This is a genomic window from Pseudomonas sp. R2-37-08W (genome assembly GCF_003851705.1).
Classification (GTDB): domain Bacteria; phylum Pseudomonadota; class Gammaproteobacteria; order Pseudomonadales; family Pseudomonadaceae; genus Aquipseudomonas.
Genome location: NZ_CP027728.1, coordinates 5,498,112 through 5,523,879, shown reverse-complemented (window position 1 = coordinate 5,523,879; position 25,768 = coordinate 5,498,112). Strand labels below are relative to the sequence as shown.

General features: G+C 61.2%; 24 protein-coding genes and 1 pseudogene. 15 read left to right on the top strand and 10 right to left on the bottom strand.

All coding sequences use genetic code 11. From position 1 onward, the window contains the following. Positions 1–163: 163 nt before the first annotated feature. Positions 164–1,129 carry a GlxA family transcriptional regulator gene (locus C4J93_RS25610; protein WP_124430742.1) on the top strand — a complete coding sequence of 322 codons (966 nt, stop codon included), beginning with the start codon at positions 164–166 and terminating at the stop codon, positions 1,127–1,129. 1 nt (position 1,130) lies between these two features. Here the strand turns inward: C4J93_RS25610 and C4J93_RS25605 are convergent, their stop codons facing one another. Then, positions 1,131–3,485, bottom strand: coding sequence for a penicillin acylase family protein (locus C4J93_RS25605; protein WP_124430741.1), 2,355 nt, complete (start codon positions 3,483–3,485; stop codon positions 1,131–1,133). A 28-nt stretch (positions 3,486–3,513) separates the two neighbouring features. Beyond that, positions 3,514–4,089 carry a DUF6436 domain-containing protein gene (locus tag C4J93_RS25600; protein WP_124430740.1) on the bottom strand — a complete coding sequence of 192 codons (576 nt, stop codon included), beginning with the start codon at positions 4,087–4,089 and terminating at the stop codon, positions 3,514–3,516. A gap of 99 nt (positions 4,090–4,188) precedes the next feature. Between C4J93_RS25600 and C4J93_RS25595 the strand changes: the two genes are divergently transcribed. Then, positions 4,189–5,130, top strand: coding sequence for an alpha/beta hydrolase (locus C4J93_RS25595; RefSeq protein ID WP_124430928.1), 942 nt, complete (start codon positions 4,189–4,191; stop codon positions 5,128–5,130). A gap of 106 nt (positions 5,131–5,236) precedes the next feature. On the opposite strand, the gene C4J93_RS25590 is transcribed toward C4J93_RS25595, so the two are convergent. After that, positions 5,237–5,989 (bottom strand): DUF2059 domain-containing protein, encoded by a 753-nt coding sequence (locus C4J93_RS25590; RefSeq protein WP_124364861.1) that lies wholly within the window; start codon positions 5,987–5,989, stop codon positions 5,237–5,239. A 131-nt stretch (positions 5,990–6,120) separates the two neighbouring features. On the opposite strand from C4J93_RS25590, the gene C4J93_RS25585 reads away from it, so the two are divergent. Then, positions 6,121–6,753 carry a 2OG-Fe(II) oxygenase gene (locus tag C4J93_RS25585; protein WP_124430927.1) on the top strand — a complete coding sequence of 211 codons (633 nt, stop codon included), beginning with the start codon at positions 6,121–6,123 and terminating at the stop codon, positions 6,751–6,753. Positions 6,754–6,876: 123 nt separating this feature from the next. On the opposite strand, the gene C4J93_RS25580 is transcribed toward C4J93_RS25585, so the two are convergent. Next, positions 6,877–7,356, bottom strand: coding sequence for a transporter substrate-binding domain-containing protein (locus tag C4J93_RS25580; RefSeq protein ID WP_124430739.1), 480 nt, complete (start codon positions 7,354–7,356; stop codon positions 6,877–6,879). Between the two features lie 133 nt (positions 7,357–7,489). Between C4J93_RS25580 and C4J93_RS25575 the strand changes: the two genes are divergently transcribed. Then, entirely contained in the window at positions 7,490–7,930 is a 441-nt protein-coding gene (locus C4J93_RS25575) for a DUF4399 domain-containing protein (RefSeq protein WP_124364859.1), read from the top strand. Positions 7,931–7,998: 68 nt separating this feature from the next. Here C4J93_RS25575 and serA read toward each other — a convergent pair whose 3' ends face one another. Beyond that, positions 7,999–9,228, bottom strand: coding sequence for a phosphoglycerate dehydrogenase (gene serA, locus C4J93_RS25570; RefSeq protein ID WP_034116292.1), 1,230 nt, complete (start codon positions 9,226–9,228; stop codon positions 7,999–8,001). 205 nt (positions 9,229–9,433) lie between these two features. Here serA and C4J93_RS25560 point away from each other — a divergent pair, with 205 nt between their 5' ends. From C4J93_RS25560 to C4J93_RS25545, 4 genes are all read left to right on the top strand, one after another. Further along, positions 9,434–10,828, top strand: coding sequence for an FAD-binding oxidoreductase (locus C4J93_RS25560; protein WP_124430738.1), 1,395 nt, complete (start codon positions 9,434–9,436; stop codon positions 10,826–10,828). A 24-nt stretch (positions 10,829–10,852) separates the two neighbouring features. Next, on the top strand, positions 10,853–11,518 hold the full coding sequence (locus tag C4J93_RS25555; RefSeq protein WP_124368736.1) for a fumarylacetoacetate hydrolase family protein: 666 nt from the start codon (positions 10,853–10,855) through the stop codon (positions 11,516–11,518). A gap of 120 nt (positions 11,519–11,638) precedes the next feature. Continuing rightward, entirely contained in the window at positions 11,639–12,565 is a 927-nt protein-coding gene (locus C4J93_RS25550) for an SdiA-regulated domain-containing protein (protein WP_124430737.1), read from the top strand. A 120-nt stretch (positions 12,566–12,685) separates the two neighbouring features. Next, a complete protein-coding gene (locus C4J93_RS25545) occupies positions 12,686–13,594 on the top strand; it encodes an SdiA-regulated domain-containing protein (RefSeq protein ID WP_124364855.1) in 909 nt (302 codons plus the stop codon). On the opposite strand, the gene C4J93_RS25540 is transcribed toward C4J93_RS25545, so the two are convergent. After that, positions 13,595–15,541, bottom strand: a complete 1,947-nt coding sequence (locus C4J93_RS25540) for an autotransporter domain-containing protein (RefSeq protein ID WP_124430736.1) — start codon at positions 15,539–15,541, stop codon at positions 13,595–13,597. Positions 15,542–15,874: 333 nt separating this feature from the next. After that, entirely contained in the window at positions 15,875–16,549 is a 675-nt protein-coding gene (rpiA, locus tag C4J93_RS25535; protein WP_124430735.1) for a ribose-5-phosphate isomerase RpiA, read from the bottom strand. 138 nt (positions 16,550–16,687) lie between these two features. Here rpiA and ilvA point away from each other — a divergent pair, with 138 nt between their 5' ends. From ilvA to C4J93_RS27530, 3 genes and pseudogenes are all read left to right on the top strand, one after another. Next, the gene (gene ilvA, locus C4J93_RS25530) at positions 16,688–18,202 is read left to right on the top strand and encodes a threonine ammonia-lyase, biosynthetic (RefSeq protein ID WP_124364852.1); all 1,515 of its coding nucleotides are present in this window, start codon (positions 16,688–16,690) and stop codon (positions 18,200–18,202) included. 40 nt (positions 18,203–18,242) lie between these two features. Next, on the top strand, positions 18,243–18,656 hold the full coding sequence (locus C4J93_RS25525; protein WP_124368732.1) for a DUF2269 family protein: 414 nt from the start codon (positions 18,243–18,245) through the stop codon (positions 18,654–18,656). 8 nt (positions 18,657–18,664) lie between these two features. After that, a pseudogene (locus C4J93_RS27530) lies at positions 18,665–18,751 on the top strand (outer membrane lipoprotein carrier protein LolA); the annotation flags it as partial. Between the two features lie 11 nt (positions 18,752–18,762). Here C4J93_RS27530 and C4J93_RS25515 read toward each other — a convergent pair. Continuing rightward, positions 18,763–19,419 (bottom strand): HAD family phosphatase, encoded by a 657-nt coding sequence (locus tag C4J93_RS25515; RefSeq protein WP_124430734.1) that lies wholly within the window; start codon positions 19,417–19,419, stop codon positions 18,763–18,765. A 143-nt stretch (positions 19,420–19,562) separates the two neighbouring features. On the opposite strand from C4J93_RS25515, the gene C4J93_RS25510 reads away from it, so the two are divergent. Then, on the top strand, positions 19,563–20,042 hold the full coding sequence (locus C4J93_RS25510; RefSeq protein WP_003176750.1) for an RNA pyrophosphohydrolase: 480 nt from the start codon (positions 19,563–19,565) through the stop codon (positions 20,040–20,042). 22 nt (positions 20,043–20,064) lie between these two features. Beyond that, entirely contained in the window at positions 20,065–22,344 is a 2,280-nt protein-coding gene (gene ptsP / locus C4J93_RS25505; RefSeq protein WP_124364847.1) for a phosphoenolpyruvate--protein phosphotransferase, read from the top strand. Positions 22,345–22,470: 126 nt separating this feature from the next. Here the strand turns inward: ptsP and C4J93_RS25500 are convergent, their stop codons facing one another. Continuing rightward, positions 22,471–23,217 (bottom strand): NRDE family protein, encoded by a 747-nt coding sequence (locus C4J93_RS25500; protein WP_124430733.1) that lies wholly within the window; start codon positions 23,215–23,217, stop codon positions 22,471–22,473. A 218-nt stretch (positions 23,218–23,435) separates the two neighbouring features. On the opposite strand from C4J93_RS25500, the gene lgt reads away from it, so the two are divergent. Together lgt and C4J93_RS25490 are read left to right on the top strand one after the other, a co-directional pair. Then, positions 23,436–24,248: a prolipoprotein diacylglyceryl transferase gene (gene lgt / locus C4J93_RS25495; protein ID WP_122542012.1), complete on the top strand. Its 813-nt coding sequence runs from the start codon at positions 23,436–23,438 to the stop codon at positions 24,246–24,248. 51 nt (positions 24,249–24,299) lie between these two features. After that, on the top strand, positions 24,300–25,133 hold the full coding sequence (locus tag C4J93_RS25490; protein WP_124364845.1) for a thymidylate synthase: 834 nt from the start codon (positions 24,300–24,302) through the stop codon (positions 25,131–25,133). Positions 25,134–25,262: 129 nt separating this feature from the next. Here C4J93_RS25490 and cadR read toward each other — a convergent pair whose 3' ends face one another. Further along, positions 25,263–25,703 carry a Cd(II)/Pb(II)-responsive transcriptional regulator gene (gene cadR / locus C4J93_RS25485; protein ID WP_124430732.1) on the bottom strand — a complete coding sequence of 147 codons (441 nt, stop codon included), beginning with the start codon at positions 25,701–25,703 and terminating at the stop codon, positions 25,263–25,265. Positions 25,704–25,768 lie beyond the last annotated feature (65 nt).

Genomic DNA, 25,768 nt, shown 5'->3' with positions numbered 1-25,768 from the left:
AAAATCGGCTAGGGTAAGGCCTGCGACAATCCAAATGTGGGAGGGGGCTTGCTCCCGATGGCGGTGGGTCAGTCATACATGTATTGACTGACACGGCCTCATCGGGAGCAAGCCCCCTCCCACAGGGTTCTGTGTTTTTCCAGTTAGAAAAGGTCTGTCGTTCATGCAAAAAACCGTCGCCATCCTGATCTTCCCTGGCGTCCAGTCACTGGACGTGACCGGGCCTATGGATGTGTTCTGCGAGGCCAACCGCTTCCTCGCGGCTGAAGACCACTATCAGCTGGACGTGATCGGCTTTGCACACGGCAGCATGGCCTGTTCCAACGGGTTGTCATTGCAGGCCCACCGGCATTACAGCGAGGCCCTGCAGGGTTATGACCTGTTGCTGGTCGCCGGCGGCCCGCAGTTGCCGTTCGAGGTTTTTGGCCCGGCGTTCGATGACTGGCTGCGCGCTGCCGCCGCGCGGGCGCGACGCTTTGGTTCGATCTGCAATGGCGCCTTCATGCTGGCCCGCGCCGGTCTGCTGGACGGTAAAACCGTCACCACCCATTGGGGAGACGCTGCCGACCTGGCCCGGTTGTGCCCCTCGGCCCACGTCGAAGCCGACCGCCTGTATGTGCAGGACGGCAACCTCTACACCTCGGCCGGGGTCACGGCGGGGATCGACCTGTCGCTGTACCTGCTGGCCCAGGACCATGGACCGGAAGTCGCGTTGAGCGTGGCCAAGCGTCTGGTGGTGTTCACCCAGCGCTCGGGCGGCCAGTCACAGTTCAGCCCGTTCCTCACGCCCCATGCAGAAACCACCTCGGCGGTGGCGTTGGTGCAGTTGTACGTGCTGGCGAACCTGACCGGGGACCTGGGCATTGCCGACCTGGCCAGGGCGGCGAATATGAGTGCGCGCAATTTCTCCCGGGTGTTCGCCCGTGAAGCACGAATTACGCCGGCGGAATTTGTGGAGAGGGCGCGGGTTGATGCAGCGCGGGTCATGCTCGAAAGCACGCACGCGCCGCTCAAGACGGTGGCCTACCAATGCGGTTTTCGCGATGCGCAGCACATGCGCAGCGTGTTCAACCGTCGCCTGGGCGTGACGCCGCAACAGTTCAGGCTCAATTTCGCGGCGCCCGTGTAGCTTATCTGGCCGGTAGCAGCTTGAGGGTGCCACGAGTATTGGCCGTGATTTCCTCTTCATTGAAATGCGCCTGCTCGTAGCCGCCTTCGATATAGGTTTGCGCCTGATCGCTGTAGTGAGCATCAAAGGGCACACCGCTTTGCCCCACCGGGTTGATGGTCAAGGCATGGGCCGCGTCGGCGAAGTCGATCAGGCGGCGGGTCGAGGGGCCGTAGGTCACCGGCCAGGGCGCCGGGCCGATCATGGCGGTCTGGTTGTTCGGCACTTCGTGGCTGCCCGGCGCCGCGAAGGGGCCCACGTTGAATAGCCTGTCCAGCGGCTTCTGCATGCCCAGCGGGTGGCCGTGGGTCAGGGTGTGCGCCTTGCCCCACTGCCACTGGGACGGGTCATCGCCGAAGGTGGCTTTCAAATGCGCCAGGCTGTTATCCCAGGCCAACTTGACGGTGCCGGCGCGCGTGCCGTTCCACCAGGGCGAATCCGGCGTGGCGGCCAAGCGTGGCAGGGCGGCGTCGATCACGCGGGTGCCGAGCAGGGTCTTGAACATAGCGTCGCCCAGCTTCGGGTGGAAGGTGGCGTCAGCGAGGTTGAACAGCAATTGGTTGAACAGGGTGGCGCTGGTGGAATCCAGCGGGTAGTCGCCTTTCCAGCTTGCCAGTTGTTCTACGAGCTTCAACTGCGCCGGGTCTGTGACCACCTCACGCAGCACCGGCAACAGCGGCGCCAGCAGGCGTGGCCCAAAGGCAGTGGTGGTGCCCAGTTGCAGGGCCTGGCTGTTGTTGACGTCCCACTTCACGCTGCTGTCGCTCAACTGCGCATTCAGCTGCTGGCCACGGTCGGCCAGGTTGTAATAACCGGGGATCTCCATGCCGGTGGGTGACGCCGGCTGGGCATTGGCGGAGACCACATAGCCGCGCGCCGGGTTTTCTTCCTGGGGGTTGGCGCTGAAAGGGTAGAAACCCAGCTTGTCGGCCTGGGCGGTACTGCCGTCGAGGATGAACGTCGGGTTGACGCCGGCCGGGCGTATCGGCAATTGCGCCGCCGCCCACCAGCCAATATCGCCCTTGGCATTGGCCCACACGATATTCAGCCCAGGCGCCGAGACGTTGGCCGCCGCCGCACGTGCCTTGGCCAGGGAGTCGGCACGGTTGAGCTGGTAGAAACCCTCGAGGATCGGGTTTTCGCTGTCGAGGAACGCCCACCACATGGCGATCGGCGTGGTGCCGGCGTTTTCACCGAGCACGTCATTGACGATCGGGCCGTGGGGCGAGCGGCGCAGGGTCAGCGTGACCGGGGCCTGGCCCTTGACCTGGATCTGCTGTTCGCTGCTGCTCATGTCGACCCACTGGCCGTGATACCAGACCTGGTTGGGGTTGGCCGGGTTGACCTTTTCGGCGATCAGGTCGAGGTCGTCGTTCTGGAACATGGTCAGGCTCCAGCCGAAGTCCAGGTTGTGCCCGAGGAAGGCCACCGGCACCAGCGCGTTGTGGTAGCCATACAACTCAAAGCCGGGCGCCGACAGCTGCGCCTCGTACCACACCGACGGCACCGAGAAGCGGATATGGGGGTCGCCCGCCAGCAATGGCTTACCGCTCTGGGTACGACTGCCGCTGATGGCCCAGGCATTGCTGCCTTCAAATTGCGGCAAACCGTTGTCAGCCAGGGCCTGCTCGCTCAGGCTGGCGAGGGCGCCAAGGGTCTTCCAGTCGCCGGACGCCAGGTTAAGGGCGCCTTTGGCTTGCCAATCGAGGTCGAAGACCTTGAGGTAGTCGCTGCCCAGTTGGTCGCGTACGTAAGTCAGCAGCGGTTCGGTACGAAAGGCCGCAGCAAAGCTGTAGGCCATATACCCGGCGACACTGATGGAGTCCTCGGCGGTGAACGGGCACTTGGGGATGCCCAGCACGTCGAACTCCATCGGGCTGGCGTGGCTGGCCTGATATTGGTTGATCCCGTCCAAGTAGGCGTGCAGGGCCTTCCAGGCGGCCGAGTCGGTGTTCATGTGCTCGACGTAGCTTGAGGCGCGCTCGCGTATCCGCAGGCTGCGAAACAGCTTGTCGGTTTCCAGCACCTTGGGCCCGAGCACCTCGGCCAGCTCGCCACGGGCCAGGCGGCGCATGATTTCCATCTGGAACAGCCGGTCCTGGGCATGCACATAGCCCAGGGCGCGGTACAGGTCGGCCTCGTTGCCGGCGCGGATATGCGGCACGCCACGGTCGTCGTAGCGCACCGTGACCGAGCCTTGCAGGTGCGTCAGCGTGACCGTGCCCTGGCGAGTGGGCTGCTTGCTGTAGACGTACCAGCCGGCGCCGAGGGCGACCAGCACAACCAGCACCACGAGAGCCTGCAAGACACGCTTCATCGACTTTCCTTAACCCTGAATGGACAGACTACGGTTCCTTAGGCCACGAACAATAGCAGCCCACCGCCAGGGTGTGCGTGGCATTCACTTCGCGCCCGGCTTTGAGGGCCTTGAGGATCGGCTCGATAAAACTGTTGCCGGAATTGCACGTCAGCCCTTCGCTGTACGGCCCGAAATACGCCAGCTTGCCTGTACGGTCCCAGATGCCCACGGCCGGGCTGGCCGGCACCTGATCGGCGCCGGGCAGGGCGTCGAGGGTTTTCATCTGGCGCAGGGTGTCCGGCAGGGCGCCGTGGCTGCCGGCCTTTTGCAAGGCATAGAACTCGACACCTTGGGGCGCGTATTGCTCGATCAGCTCACTCAGGTGTTGCTGGTTACCGACATTGCACGGGCAGGCCGGGTCCCAGAAGTGCACCAGGCGAATCGGCCCAGGCCCGCGCAGTGCGGCGGGCAGTTGCAGCGTATCGCCGGAGAACACCGCCGTGTGTTCGCTGAAGGCGCGCAGGTAACGGCCCTGGAACCAGTCATACGCGGCCCACAGCACGGCGGTGCAGATAATCAGCACCAGGCTGGCGAACAAGGCAGTGCGGTAGGGCTGTCGCATTCAGAGGTATCCTCGCGGGTCGCGTAGCTTGCCATGCTTGTCCTGACAGATGAATATCGCAGTTCGATATTCATCTTCACCGTCAGTCTGGAAGCCTTTATGCCCGTTAACTTTGACCCTGATCATCTGCGCGAAAGCTTGCGGCCCCTGGTGGATGCGCAGCCTTTGTCAGCCGAGGCGCGGGTCTATCAACGTTTCTATGGACTCGACCTGGGCGCACGCAAGGTGCCGGCCGTGAGCCGTCTGGGGCGCTTGGAGGTGGGCGGGTTCGAGGTGGTGGCGCAGGTATGGTGGCCGCCTGCGCCCGTGGCGACAATGTTCATGTTCCACGGCTTCTACGACCATATGGGGCTGTACCGCCACGTAGTGGACTGGGCGTTGGACCAAGGCTTCGTAGTGATCGCCTGCGACCTGCCGGGCCATGGCTTGTCCAGCGGCGTGCGCGCCAGCATCGATGAGTTTGCGGTGTACCAGGACGTGGTGCGGGCGTTGTTCGCCGAGGCCCAGGCGCTGCAATTGCCGCAACCCTGGCACCTGTTCGGGCAAAGCACCGGCGGCGCCATCGTGGTGGATCACCTGCTCAACCACGGCGCCGAAAGCCCGGCCCAAGGCAAGACCTTTCTGCTGTCGCCGCTGGTACGTCCGCGTGCATGGGGCTGGTCGCAAGCCAGCTATTACCTGCTGCGCCCGTTCGTCAAAGGCATCGCGCGACGCTTCAGTGATAACTCCAACGATCCGGCCTTCAAACCCTTTCTCGAAGCCGACCCGTTGCAGCCGCGCCAACTGCCGACCGCCTGGGTAGGCGCCCTGGCGCGCTGGATCAAACGCATCGAAGCCGCCCCGCGCAGCCCTCGGCGGCCGGTGATCGTGCAGGGTGAAGAGGATATGACGGTGGATTGGCCGCACAACTTGCAGGTGCTGCGCAGCAAGTTCGACCAGCCGCAGGTGCTGATGCTCAAGCGTGGGCGGCATCACCTGGCGAACGAAATTCCGGAGATTCGTGAAGAATATTTCAGTTTTTTCACGGACCATCTGAAGTAACACAATCCAATGTGGGAGGGGGCTTGCTCCCGATAGCGGTGTATCAGTCAACTTATGTGTAGCTGACACACCGCAATCGGGAGCAAGCCCCCTCCCACATTTTTTTCTACTGCGTAAGACTGGAGGTGCTTTGGCCGACCGCAAGGCCTGCGCGGATGGCGGCGAGCGCTGCCTGGTAATACGCCTTGCCTTCCGGCGATTCGGCAAACGTAGCGAATTCTTCCAACTCCGGGTCAGACAAATCCCGATAGACATACAACAGCGTGTTATTCAGATCCTTGTCGATCTGCTGCATCAGCCGCTCACGCTGCCCATTCAACATGCCCTGGGCCTGGCCGCCGCCCAACAGGCCGGGGATCATCTGGCTCAAGCTGTCCGCCGCCACGCCGGCAATCGCCAGGCTGACTTCGGCGCCCGCTTCCCGCGCGGGCAGGGCCTGGGCCAGGTGGCCGATGATCAGGCTGCGGGTGGCGTCGGCTTGGATTTTCGGCAGGCCCTGGGCGTTTTTCGCCAATTGGTCGCGACGTGTGGCGAGCAGTTCGGCGGCGACAATCTTGCGGCCCAGGGGCGACTGGAAAAAAGCCAGCGCCGGTTTCGGGTCCGCCAGGTGCTTGCGCAACTGGGCCTCGGCGCGCTGGTCCATGGCCTGGGCCGCGAAGCGTTTGTTGCTGTTGTCCACCAGCGCCTGGTACACCGCCGGCGGCAGGCTGTTGCGGTAGCGCTGTTGGGCGGCACTGAGGGCATCATTGAAATGCGCACGTTGTTCGGCCCAGCCGGCAACCTTGTACAACTGGTCATGGCCGTCTGCCCAGGCGGGCAAAACGCAGAACATCAGCAAGGAAAGAAACAAACGACGCATAAGGACTCCTGTCAGTCGGCCACTATTGTCCGTGTCGGGCGTAGGATTTGTCGAGAAGTCCTATCAGTCACCTGACTAAAGTGTATTCGAGCGCTCGACGGCGCTGTCGGATTTACAGGCGTATGGATACTATGCGCGCCATGCAAATGCCCCTTGATCACCCCCTGCTGCAACGCATTGTCGACGACCTGGCCGAACAAGGCTGGTCGCAGCAGAATGCCTTCCTGCCCCAGGCTCTGACCCTGGAGCTGGCGGCTGAGTGCCGTAAACGTGCGGCTGAAGGTGAGCTGGCGCCAGCGGCGGTGGGGCGCGGGCCCGCCCAGGAAATTCGCGAGGGGATTCGCGGCGACCACATCCAATGGCTGGAAGAGGGCGATGCCGCCGTCTGCGATACCTACATGGCGGTAATGGACAGCCTGCGCCTGGCCATGAACCGTGGCCTGTTCCTTGGCCTGGAAGACTTCGAAAGCCACTTCGCGATGTACCCGCCCGGGGCGTTCTACCTCAAGCATGTGGATCGTTTTCGCGACGATGACCGGCGCATGGTCTCGGCCGTGATCTATTTGAACGACGCCTGGCTGCCCGAACACGGCGGGCAGTTGCGCATGTACCTCAAGGGCGGCATCGAACACGACGTGGTGCCCACCGGCGGCAGCCTGGTGGTGTTCCTCTCCGGCGAAGTGCCCCACGAGGTCCTGCCTGCCACGCGTGAACGCCTGTCCCTGACCGGCTGGTTCCGTCGGCGCGGTAATGAGCCCTTCTGACCCATATCTAAAGTCTTGCCTGGAGCAAAATGTGGGAGGGGGCTTGCTCCCGATGGCGGTGGGTCAGTCAGTTGATCTCTGGCTGACACTCCGCCATCGGGAGCAAGCCCCCTCCCACATTGGTTATCGCGCATTCCCGTCGAGCCACTTCTCTTCCAGCGCCTTTAACCGACCATCATCCTTCACCCGCTTCAACGCATTGTCCAGGCTGCTCTTGAACGCCGGGTTGCCCTTCTGGAACGGGATCACCAGCTCCGGCGTCTGGTGATACGCCGCGCTGAAATCGAACTGATCCTCAAGCTCGGCAGTCATAGCGATATGGTTAAGCGCCACGTCATATTTGCCGGTCGCCACGCCAGGCAGCAGGTCGGCATCATCGGTGGTGATAAACGAGGAGCGCACGTCCATCTCCTTTGCCAGCAGTTCACCCAGCTCGACCTCAAAGCCGGTGAGCTTCTCGCCCTCCTTGAAATTGTAAGGCGGGGTGTTGGCTTCAAGGGCGATGCGCAGCTCACCGCGATCGTTGACATCATCGATCAGCTCGGCGTGAGCCGGGGCGCTCAGAAGGGGAAGCAGCAGTAACAGGCCAGGCGAAAAGCGCATGGTCACTCCTAAAGAATTCGTACGGGCGAGACGCCGTTCAGCATCGCTTTGCTATGGTGTCGAGTGCCTTGGACAGCAATTTGTCGCGAAGTTGTCATAACCCTACAGATTTCACGAAAAACTGGAGAAGCGAATGAAAGCCCTTTTGTCCCGTGCAACCCTGGCCTCTTTGATGCTGGGTGCTTCGATGTTGGCCACTGCCGCCGACGGCATCCCGCGCAGCGCGCCGCCTGAAGGCGCGAAAGTATTCATCGTCTCGCCCAAAGACGGCGCCACCGTCGATAAGACTTTCACCGTGAAGTTCGGCATGGAAGGCCTGAAACTGGCGCCGGCCACCGACCAGACGGCCGGCACCGGCCACCACCACTTGCTGATCGACCAGAAAGAATTGCCCGATGCGAAACTGCCGATTCCGGCCACCGACACCGTGATCCATTACGGCAAGGCCCAGACCGAAACCGAACTGACCCTGACGCCCGGCAAGCACACCTTGCAACTGGTGGCCGGCGACAAACTGCACATGCAGTTCAACCCGACGGTTGCCTCGAAAGTCATCACGGTTAACGTCAAGTAAGCGCTGTTCAGGCAAAAAAAATGGGAGGCCCCTGCGGGCCTCCCATTTTTTTTGCGGCGTTTAAAGCGTTAGAACAACACACGGCTACGAATAGTGCCGTTGATGTGCTGCAGCTTCTCTTGCGCCAGGTCCGAGTACTCGGCGTCGACGTCGATCACCACGTAGCCGACCTTCTCGTTGGTCTGCAGGAACTGACCGGAGATGTTGATGCCGTTTTCCGCAAAGACCTTGTTGATCTCCATCATCACACCCGGAATGTTCTGGTGGATGTGCAGCAGGCGGTGCTTGCCGGGGTGAGCCGGCAGGGCCACTTCCGGGAAGTTCACGGACGATACCGAGGTACCGTTGTCGCTGTACTTGACCAGTTTTTCCGAGACTTCCAGGCCGATGTTGGCTTGGGCTTCAGCGGTAGAGCCGCCGATGTGCGGGGTCAGGATCACGTTGTCCAGGCCGCGCAGCGGGCTTTCGAAGATGTCGTCGTTGGAGCGTGGCTCTACCGGGAACACGTCGATGGCGGCGCCGATCAGGTGCTTGTCCTTGATCGCCTCGGCCAGGGCGTCCAGCTCGACCACCGTGCCGCGCGCGGCGTTGATCAGGATCCCGCCTTTCTTGATGGCGCGGATTTCCTTCTCGCCGATCATCCACTGGGTCTCGGCAGTTTCCGGAACGTGCAGGGTGACGATGTCGGACATGCCCAGCAGCTCGGTCAGGCTCGACACCTGGGTGGCGTTGCCCAGGGGCAGTTTGGTCAGGGTGTCATAGAAGAACACCTGCATCCCCAAGCCTTCTGCCAATACCGACAGTTGAGTGCCGATCGAACCGTAACCGACGATACCCAGCTTTTTGCCGCGGATTTCGAAGGAGTTGGCCGCGCTCTTGATCCAGCCGCCACGGTGGCAGGACGCATTCTTCTCGGGGATACCACGCAGCAGCAGGATGGCCTCGGCCAGCACCAGCTCCGCTACGGAACGGGTGTTGGAGTACGGTGCGTTGAACACCGCGATGCCGCGTTCGCGCGCTGCGTTGAGGTCGACCTGGTTGGTGCCGATGCAGAAGCAGCCGACCGCCACGAGTTTCTTGGCGTGGTCGAAGATCTCTTCGGTCAACTGAGTGCGGGAGCGAATGCCGATAAAGTGCGCGTCGGCGATCTTTTCCTTGAGCTGGGCTTCCGGCAGAGAACTGGTGATGTACTCAATGCTGGTGTACCCGGCGGCTTTCAGAACGTCGACAGCCGATGGGTGGACGCCTTCCAGAAGAAGGAACTTGATCTTGCTCTTATCGAGAGAAGTCTTGCTCATCTGCGTAAACCTGTATCCCGGAGAAAAATGGCAGGGAATCGGATCGCTTAAGCTGACCCGGACGGCAGGAAAGCCGTCACCGCAGAAACGCCCTTGGGCTCTGTCCTGCGGGGGCGGTATGCTAGCATACGCGCCCCGCTAAACACCTATTCCTGCGACGTGAAGCGTTCTCAGGATGACCATGAATTGTTCGAGAGTTCTGTCGATGACCCATCCTGCCCTGATTGATGAGCTGAAGACCCTGGTTGAGCCCGGCAAAGTGCTGACCGACGCCGACTCCCTGGAGGCTTACGGCAAGGATTGGACCAAGCATTTCGCGCCAGCGCCGTGCGCCATCGTCTTTCCCAAGACCACCGAGCAGGTGCAGGCCATCGTCCGTTGGGCCAATACCCACAAGGTGGCGCTGGTGCCATCCGGTGGGCGCACTGGCCTGTCGGCGGCGGCGGTGGCGGCCAATGGCGAAGTGGTGGTGTCATTCGACTATATGAACCAGATTCTCGACGTGAACCTTACCGACCGCACTGCGGTGTGCCAGCCGGGCGTGGTCACCAAGCAATTGCAGAACGTTGCCGAAGAACATGGGTTGTACTACCCGGTGGATTTCGCATCGTCCGGTTCCAGCCAGATTGGCGGCAATATCGGCACCAATGCCGGCGGGATCAAGGTGATTCGCTACGGCATGACCCGTAACTGGGTGGCCGGGATGAAAGTCGTCACCGGCAAAGGCGATGTGCTGGAACTGAACCGTGACTTGATCAAGAACGCCACCGGCTACGACATGCGCCAGCTGTTCATCGGCGCCGAAGGGACCCTGGGCTTCGTGGTGGAAGCCACCATGCGCCTGGACCGTGCGCCGAAAAACCTGACCGCCATGGTGCTCGGCACCACCGACTTCGACTCGATCATGCCGGTGCTGCACGCCTTCCAGAGCAAGCTGGACCTGACCGCTTTCGAATTTTTCTCCGACAAGGCCCTGGCCAAAGTCCTCGGGCGTGGCGACGTGCCAGCGCCGTTCGAAACCGATTGCCCGTTCTACGCGCTGCTGGAATTCGAAGCCACCACCGAGGAAGTCGCCAATCACGCCCTCGAGACCTTTGAACATTGCGTCGAGCAAGGCTGGGTGCTGGATGGCGTGATGAGCCAGAGCGAGACCCAACTGCATAATCTGTGGAAGCTGCGCGAATATATCTCCGAGACGATTTCCCACTGGACGCCGTACAAAAACGATATTTCGGTCACCGTTTCCAAAGTGCCGGCTTTCCTGAAAGAAATTGACGCTATCGTCGGCGAGCACTACCCGGATTTCGAAATCGTCTGGTTCGGCCACATTGGCGACGGTAACCTGCACCTGAACATCCTCAAGCCGGAAACCCTGAGCAAGGACGAGTTCTTCGCCAAGTGCGCCACCGTGAACAAATGGGTGTTCGAGACCGTCGCCAAATACAACGGCTCGATCTCCGCCGAACACGGCGTGGGCATGACCAAGCGCGATTACCTGACTTACAGCCGCTCACCGGTTGAAATCGAATACATGAAGGCCGTGAAAGCGGTGTTCGACCCGAACGGGATCATGAACCCAGGCAAGATCTTCGTTGTTTAAGGACGCTTTTTAAGGAGTCGTTCCATGAGCTACCAGCACAAGTATATCGACGGCACCAACATCCACTTTCCGGTAGGCAAAGTGGTGTGTATCGGACGTAACTACGCCGAACACGCCAAGGAGCTGGACAACCCGGTGCCGACCGAGCCGTTGCTGTTCATCAAGCCGGGCAGTTGCGTGGTGCCGCTGGAAGGCGGTTTCACTATTCCTACCGAGCGTGGTTCGGTGCATTACGAAGCGGAAATCGCCGTGTTGATCGGCAAGCCGTTGTCGAACAACCCAAGCCGCGAAGAAGTGCTGGACGCCATCTCCGGCTTCGCCCCGGCCCTGGACCTGACCCTGCGCGACAAACAGGCCGAGCTGAAGGCCAAGGGCCTGCCGTGGGAGATCGCCAAGTCGTTCGACGGCGCGGCGGTGATTGCGCCTTTTGTGGTCGGCAGCACGTTCGCGGACGTGACCGATATCGGCATTCGCCTGACCATCAACGGCGAAGTCCGCCAGAACGGCAACAGCGCGCAGATGCTCAACCCGATCGTGCCGATGATCCAGCACATGGCCGGCTGTTTCTCCCTGCAGGCGGGTGATGTAATCCTGACCGGCACCCCGGCTGGCGTAGGGCCGCTGAATGTGGGTGACAAGCTGGTGCTGGAGCTGTCGGGCGTCAACCGCTTCGAGAGCGTCGTTCGCTGAAAAAATGTGGGAGGGGGTTTGCCCCCTCCCACATGGGTTTTGCATTTTTTTCACACGCCATCCGCATAATTCCAGCTTCTTGCTCTATTCCCTACAGCTGACTTCCGGAAAAAGCCCTCAATGGCCGTGCCTCTGCCCACCTCCAAACCTACGCTTCGCTCTCGCTTGACCATGCGCTGGTATTCCTGGGTGTTTCTGGCTGGCGCGATCCTGTATGGGATCGCCTGGGCCATGCACTGGGATGATCGCGGTGTGTTGTGGGTGCTGGAGGGTTTTGAAAGCCCGGCCGAACGCCGGGAAAGCGTGTGGCTGCCGGACTATCACGCGGTCATCGACGCCAAGTTGCTGCCCGGCATGGAGAAGGACGAGGCCTCGGACCTGTCCTACAACCCAAGCACCAAAACCTTGTTCTCCGTGATGGGGAAGAACCCGTTCCTGGTGGAACTGAGCCTGCAAGGCGACGTGCTGCGCAAGATGCCCCTCAACGGCTGGAACAATCCGGAAGGCCTGACGGTGATGGAGAATGGCTTGATGGCCGTGGTCGATGAGCGCGAGCACAGCCTGACCATCGTCAAGGTTGACGCCGGCACCACGGCGTTGAACAAGGCCGATTTCCCCAGTTATGACCTGGGCCCGTCCAAGGACCAGAACAAAGCCTTTGAAGCGATCACCTGGGACCCGCGCAACCAGCAACTGGTGCTGGGCGAAGAGCGCCCGCCGGCACTGTTTACCTGGAAGAGCGACGGTAGCCAGACCCTGACAGGCGACAAGCAGAAACGGGCGAGTACCGAGCTGGATGTGCGCAACCTGTCCGCCCTGGCCGTCGATCCGCGTACCGGGCACTTGCTGGTGCTTTCGGCCGACTCCCACCTGCTGCTGGAGCTGGATGAAACCGGCGAGCAAGTCAGCTTCATGACCCTGCTGGGCGGTTTCAACGGCCTCAAGGACACCATCCCGCGTGCCGAAGGCGTAACCATGGACGAGAGCGGTACGCTGTATATCGTCAGCGAGCCAAACCTGTTCTATCGGTTTGAAAAACAGAAATAACCTACGTCTTACGTCGGACACGTCTTAAAAAGCGGCATTCACCAGACAGCCCGTTGCGTTTAAGTTTAAATTCAGGCGATCTTGATATCTATTCGCCAGTTTTTCTCTGAGCCCGCCACGATGCGTCGATTCGCCCGCCCCAAACCTGCTCTTTTAATCCTGCTGTTGATTGCGCTGGTCGCTGCCGCGATCGTTGCGCAGCAATTCCGTCTGTTCGAGCGTGCCTGGTTCAACTGGCAGGTGTGGCACCAGCCAGCGGATGAACGCGGCATCGGCCTGGCCGATTACCGCGTCTCCCTGGAAGGCCAGGTGATCGAAGGGCTCGACGACGATGTGTCGGCCCTCACCTACGACCCGGTGCGCAAAAGCCTGTTTACCGTCACCAATAAAAACGCCGAGTTGGTCGAGCTGTCCCTGCAAGGCAAGATCCTGCGGCGTATTCCCCTGGTGGGGTTTGGCGATGCCGAGGCGGTGGAGTTCATCAGCGACAATATTTACGTGATCAGTGACGAGCGCCAACAGCGCCTGATCAAGGTGCATGTGGACGATGACACGCAATTTCTCGATGCCGCCGATGCGGAGCAAATGACCCTGGGCGTGCACATCGGCAGCAACAAGGGTTTCGAAGGCCTGGCCTATGACTCGGTGGGCAAGCGCCTGTTTGTCGCCAAGGAACGCGACCCGATGGTGATTTATGAGGTCCATGGCTTTCCCCATTTCAAAGCGGAAAAAACCTACTCGGTGCATGTGATCAACAACCCCAAGCGCGATGCCGGGTTGTTTGTGCGCGACCTGTCGAGCCTGCAATACGACGAGCGCAGCGGCCATTTACTGGCGCTTTCCGATGAGTCGTTCCTGGTGCTGGAACTGGATATCGATGGTCGCCCGTTAAGCAGTCTGTCACTGCTCAACGGGCGCCATGGCCTGAAAAAACGTGTGCCGCAGGCCGAAGGGATCGCCATGGATGACGAGGGCACGCTGTACCTCGTCAGTGAGCCGAACCTGTTCTATGTGTTCAAGAAGCCCTGATCAGAACATCCACTGCACACCCAGCGAGTAGCCGGTCTGGCTGCCTTCGGCATGGCCGAGTCGACTGTTCACTTCGGCGTACACCCCCAATTGCGGAGTGATCGCCAATTGGCTGCCGAGCTGCGCACGGCCAAAACGTTTATCGACTGACCCCAGTTTGGCGGTGCGGGCCTGGCCATCGGCGCGGGCGGTCAGTTGTAGGTCGTCGAGACGCCCATCGGCCAATTCCTTGACCCACGCGATGTTGCCGTAAGGCATCAGGCTCAAGCCGTAAGGCAGAGCGACAGCACCGCGCACGCGCCAGCCCAGGCTGGCTTCCAGGGAGTCGAACGACTGTTCTTCGTAGTCCAGCGCGGTGCGCAGGTCCTGCTTCTCGTGGAACTGATCGATGCGGTAGTGGCTGTAATCGAGCCCGGCAAAGGGCCCGCTCTGGAGGGCGCCGAAATCGAAGTCGTAGCCGCCCAGCACCCGTGCGCCGAGGGACAGCGCGTCGGTCTTGCCGGTCAGGTGCTGGTTGAGCAGCACCGGCCCGCCGCTGGCCTGGATCAGCAGGTTGCGTTTGGAATCGAAGCGCGTATGGCCGGCGCTCAGGTCACCGGCCAGCCAGCTCGGCCCGCCGTCGTTGAGCAGGGCGTAGACGGCGGCCTGCCAAGTGTCGCTATCGAGTTTGCCGCGGTGCTCCAGCGTGTCGCGGCCGTTGCGGTAGCTCAGGCTGGCGCCGATGTTCAGGGCTGAGCTCAGTTGGTAGTCGCCCAGCGCATGCACGCCCAACTGCCGGGCCTCTGGGTTGGGTGCGCGGTCGAAACCGCTGTCCGGGTTGTATTCGCCGTCCACGCCGATCTCGCCATCGAAGCTGCCCACTTCACGACTGGCCGACTGCAAGGTCAGCCAGCGGCGCTCGTGCAAGCGCACGGCGGCCTGATGTTGACGCTGCAGGTTGTCCTGCATATTGCGTGCGACGGCGGCGCCCGAGGCGGTCGAGGCCATCAAGTCGGCATTTGTCAGTTCCAGCACCAGGCGGCTGAGCAGGCGCGAATAATCGCGCAGGCGCTGATCGATGCGCGCCTGGCCGAAGGCATCGGTGAGCACGGCTTTATTGTCTTCGTTCGGGTCGTGCCAGGTTGAGCCGCCGGGGATTTTCGGATTGTCGGTCTGGGTGTAGCCATCCAGGTCGCCCAGTTCCCAATTGGTCGCCTCGATATACAGGATCGGGATATTCAGCGGTTCGAACGGCTCGCCATCGCTGCAGCAGCCGGTGCCCTTGGGGTATTGCGGGTCCAGGCCGGGGTTGGTGAACAGGGGGATATTCAGTTCCCTGGCGATCTGGAAGGTGTGTTCGCGCAACGCCGCCAGGCTGGGGTTGGCCGCGCTGTTCTGGCCGGCGTGGGCATACATCATGTCGCCGGTGATCAGGCTGTCGAGGTTGATCATCGCGAGCATGTTGGCGCGTTGGCTTGCGCTCAGGGACTCAACGAAGGCCTTGGACCCTCGCAGGCCTTCTTCTTCCGCGCCGAAGCCCACCATCTGCAAGCCATTTTCCAGTTGCAGCCCGCCCAGGTTCTTCGCCACCTCGGTGAGCACGCTGGCGCCGGAGCCGTTGTCGTCCAGGCCTTGCAGGGTGGGGCGACCGAAGTAGGTGTCGAAGTGCGCGCCGATCACCACGTACTGCGGTTTAGTGCCGGCGGCGTAGGCCACCACGTTTTGCGAGGCGCGACTGCCGTTGTTCCAGGTGAAGTCCTGGCGACTGATGCTGTAGGCCGTGCCCATCTGGCTCTGCATCCAATCGGCCGCCCCGGCGAAATTGGCCGTGCCGCGATAACGCCCGGGGTAGTCGTTGATCAGTTTTTCCAGGGTGGTGGTGGCGTGCTGGCCATAATCATAGGCCTGAAGGTGCGTCGATAGCAGGGTGCCGGCGACGCTGAGAGCGAGGGCTAGGGGCTTTATCACAGGGTCTTCCTTGAGGTGATGAGAGGTTCAAGCGCAGACGCTTTGCACAATGCGCGCCTCATTCCATGGGCGGCGGCGAATTGGCGCATTGTTAAACGCGTGGGTCGCTTGTTTGTAATTTGTAACGGATTGGATACCAGACGGGGCGTGACAGAGCGCACGGTTTTGGAGAGGAGTGCTGCGAAAAGTAGCGTTTGTGTTACAGAAATCCAGACCGGATCGCTATCAAATGTGGGAGGGGGCTTGCTCCCGATAGCGGTGTATCAGTACCAGATATTCTGACTGACACACTGCCATCGGGAGCAAGCCCCCTCCCACATTTGAACTGCGGTGTTATTTAGCTTTGAGGGTCTTCACGCCTTCCGGGGTACCCAATAGCAGCACATCCGCCGGGCGTGCGGCGAACAGGCCATTGGTGACCACGCCGACGATAGCGTTGATCTGCGTCTCCAGCTCCACCGGATTAGTGATCTGCATGTTGAACACATCGAGGATGATGTTGCCGTTATCAGTCAACACGCCTTCACGGTACACCGGGTCGCCACCCAGTTTCACCAGCTCGCGGGCCACGTGGCTGCGGGCCATCGGGATGACTTCCACCGGCAGCGGGAATGCACCGAGCACCGGCACCAGCTTGCTGGCGTCGGCAATGCAGATGAAGGTCTTGGCCACGGCCGCGACGATCTTCTCGCGGGTCAGGGCTGCGCCGCCGCCTTTGATCAGGTTCAGATGGGCATCGCTTTCGTCCGCGCCGTCGATGTAGAACTCCAGGTCGTTCACGGTGTTGAGCTCGTACACCGGAATGCCATGGCCTTTGAGGCGCGCGGCGGTCGCTTCGGAGCTGGCCACTGCGCCATCGAACGCACCTTTATGCTGGGCCAGCGCATCGATAAAGCAGTTGGCAGTGGAGCCGGTGCCGACACCGACGATGCTCTTGTCGTCGAGTTTGGGAAGGATTAAATCGACAGCGGCCTGGGCCACTGCCTGTTTGAGTTGATCCTGGGTCATGCGGGCTCCGGAACGGGCGGGGGAGTGATCGAGGGCGGCGAGTATACCCCAACAAACCTTGGGATTCGTGTGGTCTCCCGGCCAAAAGCCGGGTTAGACTCCCTGGCCCTGCCCAACCCCTGAAGTAGATGCCTGCCGATGCTTGAACACTACGTCAAAAAGATCCTCACCTCGCGCGTTTACGACGTTGCCGTAGAAACACCCCTGCAGACTGCCCGCCAGCTTTCCGAGCGGCTGGGCAACCAGATTTGGCTCAAGCGCGAAGACTTGCAGCCGGTGTTCTCGTTCAAGATTCGCGGCGCCTACAACAAGCTGTGCCAGCTCAGCGCAGAGGAGCGCGCACGCGGTGTGGTCACCGCCTCGGCGGGCAACCATGCCCAGGGCCTGGCCCTGGCGGCCAAGGTGCTGGGGGTCAAGGCAACGATCGTGATGCCCAAGACCACCCCGGAAATCAAGGTCGAAGGCGTGCGCTCGCGTGGCGGCAAGGTGGTGCTGCACGGTGATTCTTTCCCGGAAGCCCTGGCCTATTCGCTGAAGCTGGTTGATGAAAAAGGCTACGTCTACATTCACCCCTATGATGATCCGCACACCATTGCCGGGCAGGGCACCGTGGCGATGGAGATCCTGCGCCAGCACCCAGGGCCGTTGGACGCGATCTTCGTGCCGGTGGGTGGCGGCGGGCTGATCGCCGGGATTGCGGCGTATGTGAAATACCTGCGCCCGGACATCAAGATCATCGGCGTCGAGCCGGACGATTCCAACTGCCTGCAAGCGGCGATGGCGGCGGGTGAGCGCGTGGTGCTGCCGACCGTCGGCCTCTTCGCCGATGGCGTGGCGGTGGCGCAGATCGGCCAGCACACCTTCGACATCTGCAAAGACTATGTGGACGAAGTGATCACCGTCAGCACCGATGAAATCTGTGCGGCAATCAAGGATATCTACGACGACACGCGCTCGATCACCGAGCCGGCAGGCGCATTGGGCGTGGCCGGGATCAAGAAGTATGTCGAGACCCGTGGCGTCAGCGGCCAGACCTTTGTTGCCATCGATTCCGGCGCCAACGTCAACTTCGACCGCCTGCGCCATGTGGCCGAACGGGCCGAACTGGGTGAGGGCCGCGAAGCCATCATCGCCGTGACCATTCCCGAGAAACCGGGCAGTTTCAAGGCATTCTGCGAGGCAGTGGGCAAGCGCCAGATCACCGAATTCAACTACCGCTATCACACCGGCAGCGAGGCGCACATCTTCGTCGGCGTGCAGACCCACCCGGAAAACGACCCGCGCAGCGCATTGATCGCCAGCCTCACCGACCAGGGTTTCCCGGTGCTGGACCTGACCGAAAACGAATTGGCCAAATTGCACATCCGCCATATGGTCGGCGGGCATGCGGCCAAAGTCAGTGACGAGCTGGTGTTTCGTTTTGAATTTCCGGAACGGCCGGGGGCGTTGTTCAACTTTCTTAACAAACTGGGCGGGCGCTGGAATATCTCGATGTTCCACTACCGCAACCACGGTGCGGCTGACGGCCGGGTGGTCGCCGGCCTGCAAGTACCGGCGGACGAGCGCCACCTGGTCCCGGCCGCCCTCGCCGAGATCGGCTACCCGTATTGGGATGAAAGCGAAAACCCGGCCTACCAGTTGTTCCTCGGTTGAGCGACTACGCTGACTGAGCGGCCTTCAAGGAATCGAGACTATGGAAACGCTGACCACCCTCAAGGTTATTCACATCGCCGCCACCGTATTGCTGCTGCTCAGCGGCCTGGGCCTGGCAGTACTGGCCTGGCGCAAGCGCAGCGCCGGGCCGGCGATGATCGTGCAACGCCCGTGGGCGTTCGTCTGGCTGCTGATGGGCATTTGTTTGGTGAGCATGCCGTTCACCGGCTGGTGGATGGTGCACCTGGTCGGCTGGCCGCTGGGGCAAACCTGGATCCTGGGTTCCAGCATTCTGTATACCGTGGCGGCGCTGGCCTGGTTCTGGCTGGTGGCGCGGCTTAATCGGCTGCGTAAAGGCGAGGGCGGTAGCCTGAATTTCACCTTGGTGCTGGCGGTGGTCAGTTTGGTGGGGTTTGTGGCGATTGCCGGGCTGATGGGGGCCAAGCCCGTGTAGGAGCGAGCTTGCTCGCGAAGAACGTCAACGATGACGCGGGTATCCTGGATGCACGCGGCGCTCTCAGGTTTTTCGCGAGCAAGCTCGCTCCTACAGGGGTGGGGGGTCAGCTGCGCAGCGTAATCACCGGCCAGCCGCGCCGTTCAGCCTCAGCACGAAGATTGGGGTCTGGATCCACCGCCACCGGATGAGTCACCTGCTCCAGCAACGGTAAGTCATTCATCGAGTCGCTATAGAAGTAGCTGTCTTCCAGGCTATACCCGGTCTCTTCCAGCCAACGGTTCAAGCGCGTCACCTTGCCTTCACGAAAGCACGGCACATCGGTGCTGCGCCCGGTGTAGCGGCCATTTTCCATCTCGCACTCGGTGGCGATCAGGGTTTCAACCCCCAGCCGTGCGGCAATCGGCGCAGTGACGAAACGGTTGGTGGCGGTGATGATCACCAGCATGTCGCCGGCGGCGCGGTGCTTGGCCAGCAGTTCCACGGCCTTGGGCAGCATGATCGGCTCGATGCAGTCGCGCATGTAGTCGTTGTGCCATTCGTCCAACTGAGCCATCTCGGTGCGGCCGAGGATTTCCAGGCAGAAGTTCAGGTAAGCGGCGTTGTCCAGCTTGCCGGCCAGGTAGTCCTGATAGAACGCGTCGTTACGCGCCTTGTAAGCCACCGGGTCGAGAATCCTGCGTTCACACAGGTAATCACCCCAGGCGTGATCGCTGTCACCGCCCAGGAGCGTGTTGTCCAAGTCGAATAAAGCCAGGCGCATTGCGGTTACTCGCTGAAAAGTCTGTAAAAAGGCGTCCAGAATACGGTCTTTTCACAAGAGTGCACATAAGGTAAGAAGCCTCGTTGCCGCTGGATGAACCTTTGTGGAACAATGCGGCGACATGCGTTTGCGAGGTTGTTGCCGTGATCGACCCCGATGGTTTCCGTCCTAATGTCGGGATTATTCTTACGAATGATGCCGGACAGGTGCTATGGGCTCGCCGAATCAACCAAGATGCCTGGCAGTTTCCTCAAGGTGGGATCAACCCCGACGAAACCCCTGAAGACGCCTTGTACCGTGAGTTGAACGAAGAAGTCGGCCTTGAGCGCGAAGATGTGCAGATTCTGGCCTGCACCCGGGGCTGGTTGCGCTATCGTTTGCCGCAACGCCTGGTGCGTACCCACAGCCAACCGCTGTGTATCGGCCAGAAGCAGAAATGGTTTCTCCTGCGCCTGATCTCCAATGAGCAGCGGGTGCGGATGGATTTGACCGGTAAACCGGAGTTCGATGGCTGGCGCTGGGTCAGTTATTGGTATCCGCTGGGCCAGGTGGTGACATTCAAGCGCGAGGTTTATCGTCGCGCTCTCAAAGAGCTTGCCCCGCGCCTTTTAGCGCGCGACTGACGACGGAGTTCGACCCCGAGCCATGCTCAATACGCTGCGCAAGATCGTCCAGGAAGTTAACTCCGCCAAGGATCTCAAGGCGGCGTTGGGGATTATTGTGTTGCGCGTCAAGGAAGCCATGGGCAGCCAGGTCTGCTCGGTTTACCTGCTGGACCCCGAGACCAACCGTTTTGTGCTGATGGCCACCGAGGGCTTGAACAAGCGCTCCATCGGCAAAGTCAGCATGGCGCCCAATGAAGGTCTGGTGGGCCTGGTGGGGACGCGTGAAGAACCCCTGAACCTTGAAAACGCGGCCGATCACCCGCGTTATCGCTATTTTGCCGAAACCGGCGAAGAGCGCTACGCCTCATTCCTCGGCGCGCCGATCATTCACCACCGCCGCGTCGTCGGCGTGCTGGTCATCCAGCAGAAAGAGCGTCGCCAGTTCGACGAAGGTGAAGAAGCCTTCCTGGTGACCATGAGCGCGCAGCTGGCCGGGGTTATCGCCCACGCCGAAGCCACGGGCTCGATTCGCGGCCTGGGTCGCCAGGGCAAGGGCATCCAGGAGGCCAAGTTCGTCGGCGTGCCGGGTTCGCCGGGGGCCGCCGTCGGTACGGCGGTGGTCATGCTGCCACCGGCCGACCTCGATGTGGTACCGGACAAGACCGTTCACGACATCGACGCTGAAATCAAACTGTTCAAGACCGCCCTGGAAGGCGTGCGCGCCGACATGCGCAACCTGTCGACCAAGCTGGCCACCCAGTTGCGCCCGGAAGAGCGTGCGCTGTTCGACGTGTACCAGATGATGCTCGACGACGCGTCCCTGGGTAATGAAGTCAAGACCGTGATCAAGACCGGCCAGTGGGCCCAGGGCGCGCTGCGTCAGGTGGTCACCGATCACGTCAACCGTTTCGAATTGATGGACGACGCCTACCTGCGCGAGCGTGCCTCGGATGTGCGCGACCTCGGTCGCCGTCTGCTGGCCTACCTGCAGGAAGACCGCACCACCAATCTGGTCTACCCCGACAACACCATTCTGATCAGCGAAGAGCTGACCGCCACCATGCTCGGCGAAGTGCCTGAGGGCAAATTGGTCGGCCTGGTCTCGGTATTGGGCTCGGGTAACTCCCACGTTGCGATCCTGGCTCGCGCCATGGGCATTCCGACGGTGATGGGCCTGGTGGACCTGCCGTATTCCAAGGTGGATGGCATCGACATGATCGTCGATGGCCATCGCGGCGAAGTCTTTACCAACCCCAGCGAATTGCTGCGCAAGCAATACGCCGAAGTGGTCGAGGAAGAGAAACAACTGGCGCTGGGCCTCGACTCGTTGCGCGAATTGCCGTGCGTGACCCTCGACGGCCACCGCGTGCCGCTGCTGGTAAACACCGGCCTGCTGGCCGATGTGGCGCGGGCGCAACAGCGCGGCGCTGAAGGGGTGGGCCTGTACCGCACCGAAGTGCCGTTCATGATCAACCAGCGTTTCCCGAGTGAGAAGGAGCAGCTGGCGATTTATCGCGAGCAACTGCAGGCCTTCCACCCGTTGCCGGTGACCATGCGCAGCCTGGATATCGGCGGCGACAAGTCACTGTCGTATTTCCCGATCAAGGAAGACAACCCCTTCCTCGGCTGGCGCGGGATTCGCGTCACCCTCGACCACCCTGAAATTTTCCTGGTGCAGACCCGCGCCATGCTCAAGGCCAGCGAAGGCCTGAATAACCTGCGCATCCTGCTGCCGATGATCTCCGGCACCCACGAGCTGGAAGAAGCCTTGCACCTGATCCACCGTGCCTGGGGCGAAGTGCGCGACGAAGGCGCCGACGTGCCGATGCCGCCGATTGGCGTGATGATCGAAATCCCGGCGGCGGTGTACCAGGCCAAGGAGCTGGCGCGGCAGGTGGACTTCCTGTCGGTAGGCTCCAACGACCTGACCCAATACCTGCTCGCCGTGGACCGCAACAATCCACGGGTAGCCGACCTGTACGACTACCTGCACCCGGCCGTGCTGCAAGCGCTGCAGCATGTGGTGCGCGACGCCCATGCCGAAGGCAAACCGGTGAGTATCTGCGGTGAAATGGCGGGCGACCCGGCAGCGGCGGTGCTGTTGATGGCGATGGGCTTTGACAGCCTGTCGATGAACGCCACCAACTTGCCCAAAGTGAAATGGATGCTGCGCCAGGTTGAATTGAGCATGGCCAAGGATTTGCTGGCCGAACTGATGACCATCGACAACCCGCAAGTTATCCACAGCTCGCTGCAATTGGCGCTGAAGAATTTGGGGCTGACGCGGATGATCAACCCGGCGTCTGCAAAAACCCTCTAGAGACATGCGCTGATCAAAAATGTGGGAGGGGGCTTGCCCCCGATTGCGGTGTATCAGTACCAGATACTCTGACTGACACACTGCTATCGGGGGCAAGCCCCCTCCCACATTTGATTTTCGTTGTGTTTAGAGATTGAGTTCAACCTCGCCCAAGCGGCCACCCTGTGGCCCGAAACTGCGCTCCACCATCCGCCGCGTCCCGTCGGCATTCACGATCAACGCTGTGCTTGCCCGCGTCCCGTAACTCGGGCTGGCAATAAACACACTCGACAGCAAACTCTCCGTCGCCAAGCCCACACCGGTATCCGGCAGTTCAGCAAACGGTGCGGTCTGCGGGTCGCTCAAAATTCCCAGCAACGCGTCCGGCTGTGGATCGTCGAGGATTTCAACGAGTGCCGCCTTGGCCTTGAGCAGCTTCGGCCAGGGCGTATCCAAGCCGGCATTGGATAAACCGTACACGCCGGCTTCCAACCGCGTCGGCTCGGTCTCACTGGCGTTGTAGTGCCAAAGCTCGTCCCGCGTGCCCACTAATAGATTAAACCCGGCATATTCAATCGAACGTCCGTTAACTTCCGCCAAATAATCGTCAATCGGCAGCGAACCACTGAGAAAGCGCGCCACCAGCTCACCCCGGGACTTGCGTGACGGCGGCTGGTGCGGGTCGCGGATATTGGTGAGCGCGGCAAAACGCCCGTCGGCGTTCACCCCCAGCCAAGTGCCGCCCGCTTCCTGATCGCGGCCGGCGTAGACCTGTGGTGCATCCGGCCATTGAGCCAGCGGCAGGCTGGGCCGGGCGTAGAATTCATCACGGTTGGCCGCGACGATCAGCGGTTGGGCATGGCCCGGCCGCCAGGCAAAAACAATCAGGCACATCGGGCGATCCCTTGTGTGTTTTTTCCTCACTCTACCCACAGAACCGCAGGCGTTCCATCGTAACGAAGTTGGGCCGCGCACCTTCCATCCGTTAACATGCCGGGCTGTTTGGTGTGTATGTGAACTTCTTAATTTGATCTCGCAGCTGTAACGCAGGCTTAATCGCGCATCGGCATGGTCCGGTGCGTCATGACTAAATGTTTTAACGAGGAGTCGCAATGCTGCCTTACCCGCAGATCGACCCGGTGGCCCTGGCCATCGGTCCGCTGAAAATCCATTGGTATGGGTTGATGTACCTGATCGGCATCGGCGGTGCCTGGCTGCTGGCGTCCCGGCGCCTGAACCGTTTCGACCCGACCTGGACCAAGGAGAAACTCTCCGACATGGTGTTCTGGTTGTCGATGGGGGTCATTGTCGGTGGGCGACTCGGGTATGTGCTGTTCTACGATCTGTCGGCCTACATCGCCAACCCGACGCTGATCTTTGAGGTGTGGAAGGGCGGCATGGCGTTCCACGGCGGGTTTATCGGCGTGATGATCGCCGCCTGGTGGTTTGGCCGGCGCAACGGCAAGTCGTTTTTCCAGTTGATGGACTTCGTCGCGCCGCTGGTGCCGATTGGCCTGGGCGCTGGGCGTATCGGTAACTTCATCAACGCCGAGTTGTGGGGCAAGCCGACCGATGTGCCGTGGGCCATGGTGTTCCCGCCGTTCAGCGACCCGGCGCAACTGCCGCGCCATCCGTCGCAGCTGTACCAGTTCGCCCTGGAAGGTGTGGCATTGTTCCTCATCCTGTACATCTTCTCGCGCAAGCCACGCCCAACCATGGCCGTGTCGGGGATGTTCGCGCTGTTCTACGGGATCTTCCGCTTCATCGTCGAGTTCGTGCGCGTACCGGATGCGCAGTTGGGCTACCTGGCGTGGGGCTGGTTGACCATGGGGCAGGTGCTCAGCATCCCGATGATCCTGGTCGGCCTGGGCCTGCTGTGGTGGGCTTACAACCGCCCACAAGGCATCAAGAGCACCGCGCTTTAAATTCGAACGCCGAGGCGTGCGCGCCTCGGCTTCAACGATACGGGTACCCACATGAAGCAATACCTCGAACTCCTGCACGACGTCGTGACCAATGGCCTGACCAAGGGCGATCGTACCGGCACCGGCACCAAGGCCGTGTTCGCCCGTCAGTATCGGCATAACCTGGCCGACGGCTTCCCGCTGCTGACCACCAAGAAGCTGCATTTCAAAAGTATCGCCAACGAACTGATCTGGATGTTGAGCGGCAACACCAACATCAAGTGGCTCAACGAAAACGGCGTGCGCATCTGGGATGAATGGGCCACCGAAGACGGCGACCTGGGCCCGGTGTACGGCGAACAGTGGACCGCCTGGCCCACCAAGGACGGCGGCAAGATCAACCAGATCGACTACATGGTCGAGACGTTGAAGACCAACCCCAACAGCCGCCGCATCCTGTTCCACGGCTGGAACGTCGAATACCTGCCGGACGAAACCAAGAGCCCTCAGGAAAACGCGCGCAATGGCAAGCAGGCCTTGCCACCGTGCCACCTGCTGTACCAGGCCTTTGTGCATGACGGCCATCTGTCGATGCAGTTATACATCCGCAGTTCCGATGTATTCCTCGGCCTGCCCTATAACACGGCCGCCCTGGCGTTGTTGACCCACATGCTGGCCCAGCAGTGCGACCTGATCCCCCACGAGATCATCGTCACCACCGGCGACACCCATGCTTACAGCAACCACATGGAGCAGATCCAGACCCAGCTCGCGCGCACGCCGAAAAAGCTGCCGGAACTGGTGATCAAGCGTAAACCGGCGTCGATCTACGACTACAAGTTCGAAGACTTTGAAATCGTCGGTTACGACGCCGATCCAAGCATCAAGGCTGACGTGGCGATCTAAAGTCTGCCCTGATCTAAATGTGGGAGGGGGCTTGCCCCCGATAGCGGTGGATCAGCCAGCATTTCTATGACTGACACACCGTAATCGGGGGCAAGCCCCCTCCCACATTTGGTCCGCGTTCACTTGAGTCTAATGCCCGTGGCTTCTGCCCACATGCGACGGCTCGGCCTCGCTGGCCTGCACGCTCCCGCTGACCTCCAAACGCTGCAAAATCCCGCACTGCTCCCCGCCGCCACAGCGCTGGCGCAGGTCCAGCAATTGCTCCTGCAACGCCAGCAGCCCGTCGATCCGCGCTTTCACATGGTGGATATGTTCGTCGATCAACGCATTCACGCTTTCGCATTGATCCTGTGGGCTGTCACGCAGGCTGAGCAGGCTGCGGATTTCTTCCAGGGTCATGTCGAGGCTGCGGCAGTTGCGGATAAAGATCAGCCGCTCGGTGTGCGCCTGGGTGTACACCCGGTAGTTGCCATCAGTGCGCGCCGGGGGTGGCAGCAGGCTTTCCTTCTCGTAATAACGGATGGTTTCCACCGGGCAGTCGGTCAGTTTGGCCAGTTCGCCGATCTTCATCGCAGCAATCTCCAAATGGGTGCTTGACCCTATAGTGGCTACAGGGTCTTTACTTGGCAACAGGC

Coding starts and splice junctions, on each gene's coding strand:
- C4J93_RS25610 (WP_124430742.1), top strand. CDS start 164: ATGCAAAAAACCGTCGCCATCCTGATCTTCCCTGGCGTCCAGTCACTG.
- lgt (WP_122542012.1), top strand. CDS start 23,436: ATGCTGCCTTACCCGCAGATCGACCCGGTGGCCCTGGCCATCGGTCCG.
- C4J93_RS25585 (WP_124430927.1), top strand. CDS start 6,121: ATGCGCGCCATGCAAATGCCCCTTGATCACCCCCTGCTGCAACGCATT.
- C4J93_RS25515 (WP_124430734.1), bottom strand. CDS start 19,419: ATGCGCCTGGCTTTATTCGACTTGGACAACACGCTCCTGGGCGGTGAC.
- C4J93_RS25580 (WP_124430739.1), bottom strand. CDS start 7,356: ATGCGCTTTTCGCCTGGCCTGTTACTGCTGCTTCCCCTTCTGAGCGCC.
- C4J93_RS25600 (WP_124430740.1), bottom strand. CDS start 4,089: ATGCGACAGCCCTACCGCACTGCCTTGTTCGCCAGCCTGGTGCTGATT.
- cadR (WP_124430732.1), bottom strand. CDS start 25,703: ATGAAGATCGGCGAACTGGCCAAACTGACCGACTGCCCGGTGGAAACC.
- serA (WP_034116292.1), bottom strand. CDS start 9,228: ATGAGCAAGACTTCTCTCGATAAGAGCAAGATCAAGTTCCTTCTTCTG.
- C4J93_RS25500 (WP_124430733.1), bottom strand. CDS start 23,217: ATGTGCCTGATTGTTTTTGCCTGGCGGCCGGGCCATGCCCAACCGCTG.
- C4J93_RS25545 (WP_124364855.1), top strand. CDS start 12,686: ATGCGTCGATTCGCCCGCCCCAAACCTGCTCTTTTAATCCTGCTGTTG.
- C4J93_RS25490 (WP_124364845.1), top strand. CDS start 24,300: ATGAAGCAATACCTCGAACTCCTGCACGACGTCGTGACCAATGGCCTG.
- C4J93_RS25575 (WP_124364859.1), top strand. CDS start 7,490: ATGAAAGCCCTTTTGTCCCGTGCAACCCTGGCCTCTTTGATGCTGGGT.
- rpiA (WP_124430735.1), bottom strand. CDS start 16,549: ATGACCCAGGATCAACTCAAACAGGCAGTGGCCCAGGCCGCTGTCGAT.
- C4J93_RS25595 (WP_124430928.1), top strand. CDS start 4,189: ATGCCCGTTAACTTTGACCCTGATCATCTGCGCGAAAGCTTGCGGCCC.
- ilvA (WP_124364852.1), top strand. CDS start 16,688: ATGCTTGAACACTACGTCAAAAAGATCCTCACCTCGCGCGTTTACGAC.
- C4J93_RS25525 (WP_124368732.1), top strand. CDS start 18,243: ATGGAAACGCTGACCACCCTCAAGGTTATTCACATCGCCGCCACCGTA.
- C4J93_RS25590 (WP_124364861.1), bottom strand. CDS start 5,989: ATGCGTCGTTTGTTTCTTTCCTTGCTGATGTTCTGCGTTTTGCCCGCC.
- ptsP (WP_124364847.1), top strand. CDS start 20,065: ATGCTCAATACGCTGCGCAAGATCGTCCAGGAAGTTAACTCCGCCAAG.
- C4J93_RS25550 (WP_124430737.1), top strand. CDS start 11,639: ATGGCCGTGCCTCTGCCCACCTCCAAACCTACGCTTCGCTCTCGCTTG.
- C4J93_RS25555 (WP_124368736.1), top strand. CDS start 10,853: ATGAGCTACCAGCACAAGTATATCGACGGCACCAACATCCACTTTCCG.
- C4J93_RS25605 (WP_124430741.1), bottom strand. CDS start 3,485: ATGAAGCGTGTCTTGCAGGCTCTCGTGGTGCTGGTTGTGCTGGTCGCC.
- C4J93_RS25560 (WP_124430738.1), top strand. CDS start 9,434: ATGACCCATCCTGCCCTGATTGATGAGCTGAAGACCCTGGTTGAGCCC.